We start from the raw sequence: 6,752 nt of genomic DNA on the forward strand, positions 1-6,752 counted from the left end.
CCCCGTCAGAGCCAGCCGTTGCGGCGGAAGCCGCGGTGGATGACGAAGCAGGCGGTGGCCATGACGCCGACGACGAACGGATATCCGTAGGTCCACCGCAGCTCCGGCATGTGATCGAAGTTCATGCCGTACACCCCGCAGACCATGGTGGGTACGGCGATGATGGCCGCCCAGGCCGTGATCTTGCGCATGTCCTCGTTCTGGGCGACGGTCACCTGCGCCAGGTGGGCCTGGAGCACCGAGTCGAGCAGCGCGTCGAACGCCACGATCTGGTCGGTGGTACGGGCCAGATGCCCTGCGACATCCCGGAAGTACGGCTGGAACTCCGGGCCCACGGGCCCCATCGGCCCGGCCGCCAGGGCCTGGAGCGGCCGGCTCAGCGGGGCCACCGCCCGCTTGAACTCCATCAGCTCACGCTTGAGCTGGTAGATCCGCCCGGCATCGCCCCGGCCCGACTCCTGGCTGAACACCGCGGTCTCCACCGCGTCGATGTCGTGCTGCACCGCGTCGGCGACGTGCAGATAGTTGTCGACCACCTGATCGGCTATGGCGTGCAGCACCGCGGCGGGCCCCTTGGCCAGCTGCCGGGGGTCCGCCTCCAGGGCCTCCCTGAGCGGACCCAGCGAACCATGACTGCCGTGCCGCACCGTGATCACGAAATCGGCACCCGTGAAGATCATGATCTCCCCGGTGTCCACCACCTCGCTGGTGGCCGTGAGCTGCTCGTGCTCGACATAGCCGCAGGTCTTGAAGATGGCGAACAGAACATCCCCGTACCGCTCCACCTTGGGCCGCTGGTGGGCGTGCACCGCGTCCTCGACGGCCAGCGGGTGCAGCCCGAACAGTTCGGCGAGCCCGGCGAACTCCTCCGCCGACGGCTCGTGCAGACCGAGCCAGACGAAGCCCCGGCCGGACTTGCGGACCCGGCGCAGCGCCTCCTCCGCCGGGCAGGCGACCGAGTGCCGGACGCCGTCCTCGTACACCACGCAGTTGACCACCGAGCTGCCCAGCGGCGAGCGCGCGGGGTGGCTGAGGTCCACTCGCGCCCGGTGGGCGCGGCGTACCGCGTGGCGCAGCTTGCGGACGATCGGCACTGCGGACTCCTTCACATGGCGCATGGTCGGCCAGTGTGCCACTGGACCACTCCGGCCATTCCGGGAGGCCCGGTGTATGCGGAGGGTGTAAAAAGAGGGCATGGCCGGACGCTACGGCCGCCCGCGCTCGGTTCTCAGAATGCGGACCGTCGCCGGTCAGGTCTTCCTCCTGCAAGTGGCGATCGTGGTGCTGCTGGTCGCCGCTGCCGTGACCGCCCTCGTGCTGCAGTCGCGGTCCGACAGCGAGTCGGAAGCACGCCACCGGTCCGTCGCCGTGGCCGAGACCTTCGCGAACGCGCCGGGCATCGAGGAAGCACTGCTGAGCCCCGACCCGACCGCGGTGCTCCAGCCGAGCGCCGAGGCGGCCCGCATCGGCTCCGGGGTCGATTTCGTCGTCGTACTGAACACGGACGGAATCCGCTACACCCACCCGCTGCCCGACCGGATCGGCAAGAAATTCGTCGGCAATCTGCAGCCCGCCCTGGAAGGCGACGTCGTCGTCGAGAAGATCAACGGGACCATCGGGCCGCTCGTCCAGGCCGTCGTGCCCGTCATCAACCGTGAAGGCACCGTCGTCGGCATGGTGTCCGCCGGGATCACCATCGCGCGCGTGAGCGGCGTCGTCGAGAACCAGTTCCCCCTGCTGTTCGGTTCCGCCGCGGGCATCCTGCTCCTCGCCACGGGCGGGACAGCGCTCGTGAGCCGACGGCTGCGCCGCCAGACGCACGGCCTCGGACCCACCGAGATGACCCGGATGTACGAGCATCACGACGCCGTTCTGCATGCCGTACGGGAAGGCGTGGTCATCGTCGACGGAGAAGACCGGCTGCTGCTCGCCAACGACGAGGCGCGCAAACTGCTCGACCTGCCGGCCGATGTGGAAGGCCGCCCGGTCACCGAACTGGGCCTCGACGAGGTCACCACGGGGCTGCTCGTCTCGGGCAGAACCGTGACCGACGAGGTGCATCCGGTCGGCGACCGCCTGCTCGCCGTCAACCAGCGGCCGACCGACCAGGACGGCGGACCGCCCGGCAGCGTGACGACACTGCGCGACAGCACCGAACTGCGGGCCCTGGCCGGCAGGGCCGATGTGGCACGCGGACGGCTGAAACTGCTCTACGAGGCTGGTGCCGAGATCGGCACGACCCTCGACGTGGTGAAGACGTGCGAGGAACTCGCGGACTTCGCCGCGGCCCGTTTCGCCGACCTCGCCACCGTCGACCTGGTCGAGGCGGTCCTACAGGGCGAGGAACCGATCGCCACCGGTGTGGACACCGACATGCGGCGTACGGCCTTCAGTGGCGACCGGGACGACACGGGGCTCTACCCCGTCGGCTCGCTCATCCGCTTCGTGCCGACCACACCTCTCGGGAACGGTCTGCGCAGAGGCCAGGTGGTTCTCGAAGAGGACCTGGCGGCCTTCGCCGGATGGCAGCAGCAGGATCCCGAGCGGGCCCGGCGGCTCGTCGACTGCGGCATCCACTCGATGATCGCGGTGCCGCTGCGCGCCCGCGGCGCCATCCTCGGCGTGGCCCTGTTCTGGCGCTCGGCGAAACCCGAGGCGTTCGACGACGAGGACCTGTCACTCGCCGAGGAACTGGTGGCCCGCGCCGCCGTCAGCATCGACAACGCCCGCCGCTACTCGCGCGAGCACACTATGGCGGTGACCCTGCAACGCAGCCTGCTGCCGCACGGCCTCCCCGAACAGAACGCCCTCGACGTCGCCTACCGCTATCTGCCCGCGCACGCCGGGCGCGGCGGCGTCGGCGGCGACTGGTTCGACATCATCCCGCTGCCCGGCGCCCGCGTCGCGCTCGTGGTGGGCGATGTCGTGGGCCACGGACTCCACGCCGCCGCCACCATGGGCCGGCTGCGCACGGCGGTCCACAACTTCTCCACCCTGGACCTGCCGCCCGGCGAGCTCCTGCTGCACCTCGACGAACTGGTCGCCCGGATCGACCAGGACGAGGAGATCGACGAGGCGACCAAGGCATCGGTCACCGGCGCCACCTGCCTCTACGCGATCTACGATCCGGCGTCCGGACGCTGCAGCATGGCCAGGGCCGGCCACCTCCAGCCGGCGATCGTCCACCCGGACGGCACCGCCGAATTCGCCGAAGTGCCCGGCGGCCCGCCCCTGGGGCTCGGCGGCCTCCCCTTCGAGACCCTGGACATGCAGCTGCCCGAAGGCAGCGAACTGGTGCTCTACACGGACGGCCTCGTCGAGGAACGGACCCGGGACATCGACGAAGGACTGTCGCTCCTGCGCCACACCCTCGCCGACCACGCCGACGCCACACCGGAGGAAACCTGCGAAGCGGTCGTCCGCGCGCTCGTCACCGAACGTGCCCGCGACGACATCGCGCTGCTCGTCGGCCGTACCCGCAGGCTCGCCGCGGCGGACGTCGCCGACTGGGACGTGGAGTCCGACCCGTCGGCGGTGTCCCAGGTCCGGGCCGACGTCTCCCGCAAGCTGGCCGAGTGGGATCTGACCGAGGAGTCGTTCACCACCGAGCTGATCCTCAGCGAACTCGTCACCAACGCCATCCGCCACGCCACCGGCCCCATCCGCGTACGGCTGGTCCGCGACCGGTCCCTGATCTGCGAGGTCTCCGACCACAGCAGCACCTCGCCCCATATGCGACAGGCCGCCACCACGGACGAGGGTGGTCGCGGACTGTTCCTCGTCGCCCAGTTCGCCGACCGGTGGGGGACCCGCTACACCGACGACGGCAAGGTCATCTGGACGGAACAGACCCTGACGGCCGCCCGGCGGGACAGCCCACCGGGTGCGTGAGTACGCGAGCGGGGAGCATCCTGAGATGTGACCTGGTACGGCGCTGCGGGGCACGCTCCACTCAGTGAGAGCGGGGCGGAACCGGCACGGCCGAACGGCGCCCGCATGCCGGACGAGCTGCCCCTGGTGCTCGCGCAGGCCGTGGTGAGCGCGATCGAGTCCGCCGGGGGATACGCGGGCGGCGTCTATCTCCGCTCCGAAACACCGGGACTGCTGCGTCTGGGAGTGCTCGCAGGGCTGCCCATCCCACTGTTCCGCCCATGGTGGCGCATGCATGTGAACCGGCCCTTCCCGGTGGCCGAGGCATTCTCCACCGGGCAGCCCGTGTACCTCGGCGACGCCGAGGAGGCCATGCGCCGGTTTCCGCAGCTCATGGCGGGCCTGCCGTTCCCCTTCGGCTCGCTGTACGTGCCCGTCGTCAGCGGTCACGAGAAGGTCGGGGTCCTGGTCGTGCTGCGCCCCGCCACCCCCGGAGAACCCGTCGGCCCCGCCGACCGCCGCAGACTGCAACACGTCGCCCAGCGGCTCGGCGGCGCCCTCGAAGAACTGGCATCCGACGGAACGCCCGCCCGGTGGGAAGACGATCCGGTCCCCGTCCAGCTGCCCGGGGCCACGGCGCCACCCGTGCGGATCGGTCACTTCGACTGGGACCTCGACAGCGGTTCCGTCACCGCGGACGAAGATCTCTGCGCGATCCTCGGCACGGAGCCCGCGGACTTCCCCGGCACCATCGACGCACTGGCGGCGCGACTGGTGCCGGAGGACATGTACGGACTGTGGACGCTGGCCCGAAGGGCGGTGGGGTCGGGAACACCGGTCGTACGCCGCATGCGGCTCCAAGGCCCCGACGGCCGGTCCCACCTGCTGGAGCTCTCGGGCCGCTGGGCCAACCAGCCCGGCGAAGGCAAGGCGAGCCACCTGACCGGATTCCTGGTGGATCTCGGCGCAGGGCCCGTCGTCCCCGAGGCAGCCGACCGGCTGCCCCGCGGAATCTTCTCGCTCGACCGGCTCGGACGGATCACCTACGTCAACCACCTGGCGGAGGAACTCCTCGGCACCGCCCGGGCGGACCTCGTCGGACGCGTCCTGTGGGAGGCACTGCCGTGGTTCGGCCACCCCGCCTACGAAGACCACCACCGGGCGGCCCTGCTCTCCGTCGAACCCGTCCACTTCCTCGCCCGGCGAACCGAGAAGGAATGGCTCGCCGTCTCCCTCTACCCGGGCAACGACGGGGTGACGGCCACGCTCGCCGCCACGGATCAGCCGGCCTACGCCCCGGGGACCGTCGTCCCCCCGGGTGTCGGGTTCGCGTCCCCGGCCGACCCGTCCGCCGCTCTCTACCGGCCTGTCGCACTCGCCATCGCACTCACGGAGGCGGTCACCGCCCGCCAGGTCTCCGCCGTGGTCACCGAGGAACTGCTGCCCGCCTTCGGCGGCAGACAGCTGGCGATCTACCTGCTGCACGAGCGACACCTCTACCTGGCCTGGGAGACCGGCTTCCCGCAAGGCTTCCTGGACCCCTTCGACGGGGTCGGCCTCGACGCCCGGATTCCCGGCGTGGAAGCACTCACCGGAGGCCGCCCCATCTTCTTCGAGTCCATGCAGCACCTGGCCGCCGCCTATCCCGGCATCGCCATGGAGACCGACACCGGAGCCCGGGCCTTCCTGCCGCTCATCGCCTCCGGGCGGCCCGTCGGCTCGTGCATCCTCGGCTTCGACCAGCCGAGAGGCTTCAGCCCCGAGGAGCGTACGGTCCTCACAGCACTCGCCGGACTCATCGCCCAGGCCCTCCAACGTGCCCAGCGCTACGACACCGAAGCCGCCCTGGCCCGTGGTCTCCAGGACGCCCTGCTGCCGAACCGGCTGCCCCAAGTCGAGTACGTCGACACCGCCGGGCGCTACCTCTCCGGCACCCAGGGCATGGACGTCGGCGGCGACTGGTACGACGTCATCGAGACCGGCCAGGGCCTCGCCCTGGTCATCGGGGACGTCCAGGGCCACGGCGTCGCAGCAGCCGCGACCATGGGCCAACTACGCAGCGCCGTACGCGCCTTCGCCCTGAGCGGCAACGATCCGCAGGAGGTCATGAGCGGCACCAACCGGCTGCTCATCGACCTCGACCCCGGCCAGTTCGCCAGCTGCTGCTACATCGTCCTCGACCCCGGAACTGGCTTCACGCAGGCCGTACGAGCCGGGCACCCGCAGCCCGTACTGCGCCACCCCGACGGCACGGCAGAGGTCCTGGATCTCCCCGGCGGCGTCGTGCTCGGAGTCGACGCGACGGCTTCGTACCCGGTCACCGACCTACGGCTCGAACCGGGCGCGGTCCTGGCCCTGTTCACCGACGGTCTTGTCGAACAGCCAGGCACCGACATCGACCAGGGCATCGAGCGGCTCCGTAGCAACATCGCCGAAATCGGCTCGGCGTCACTGGCCGACACGGCGGACCATGTGATCCGGGAGGCGAGGAAGTCGGCCGACCGGCTCGACGACATCGCACTCCTGCTCGCCGCCCGCTGGGTGCGGAGCCCGGAGTGACCGCCTCGGCCGGCCGGGGTTCAGCCGGTTTCCTCGGCGGGGGCCGAGGGTTCGGGGGCGGGGAGTTCGCTGGTGCAGGTGCTGCGTCCGAAGGCTCCTGATGCGGTGGAGCGTTGGACGTGCTTGCCGTGGACGGCGAGGGTGCAGCTCGCGCTGCCGCCCTTTTCGCCGAGGGTGATGTTGACGATGGGCACGGCGCCGAGTGGCACGTTCACCGTCTTCTTCCACGGGAGTTCGGCGTTCTCCACGGTCTCGGCCCGGTTGGCTGTGCCGTCTCCTCGGTAGGAGATGTCGGCCGTGCCCTCGCCGAGTACCTCGTACGT

4 protein-coding genes are annotated in these 6,752 nt (G+C 70.7%); 2 read left to right on the top strand and 2 right to left on the bottom strand.

From position 1 onward, the window contains the following. Positions 1 to 5 precede the first annotated feature (5 nt). On the bottom strand, positions 6 to 1,118 hold the full coding sequence (locus ACWGO0_RS17085; protein WP_453534753.1) for a magnesium and cobalt transport protein CorA: 1,113 nt from the start codon (positions 1,116 to 1,118) through the stop codon (positions 6 to 8). Positions 1,119 to 1,194: 76 nt separating this feature from the next. Between ACWGO0_RS17085 and ACWGO0_RS17090 the strand changes: the two genes are divergently transcribed. Next, the gene (locus ACWGO0_RS17090; protein WP_453534756.1) at positions 1,195 to 3,891 is read left to right on the top strand and encodes a SpoIIE family protein phosphatase; all 2,697 of its coding nucleotides are present in this window, start codon (positions 1,195 to 1,197) and stop codon (positions 3,889 to 3,891) included. A 105-nt stretch (positions 3,892 to 3,996) separates the two neighbouring features. Continuing rightward, entirely contained in the window at positions 3,997 to 6,429 is a 2,433-nt protein-coding gene (locus ACWGO0_RS17095; RefSeq protein WP_453534759.1) for a SpoIIE family protein phosphatase, read from the top strand. Between the two features lie 20 nt (positions 6,430 to 6,449). Here ACWGO0_RS17095 and ACWGO0_RS17100 read toward each other — a convergent pair. After that, positions 6,450 to 6,752: MmpS family transport accessory protein (locus tag ACWGO0_RS17100; protein ID WP_453534762.1), on the bottom strand; the 303-nt coding region annotated here is incomplete at its 5' end.

This window comes from Streptomyces sp. NPDC055749 (assembly GCF_053617235.1).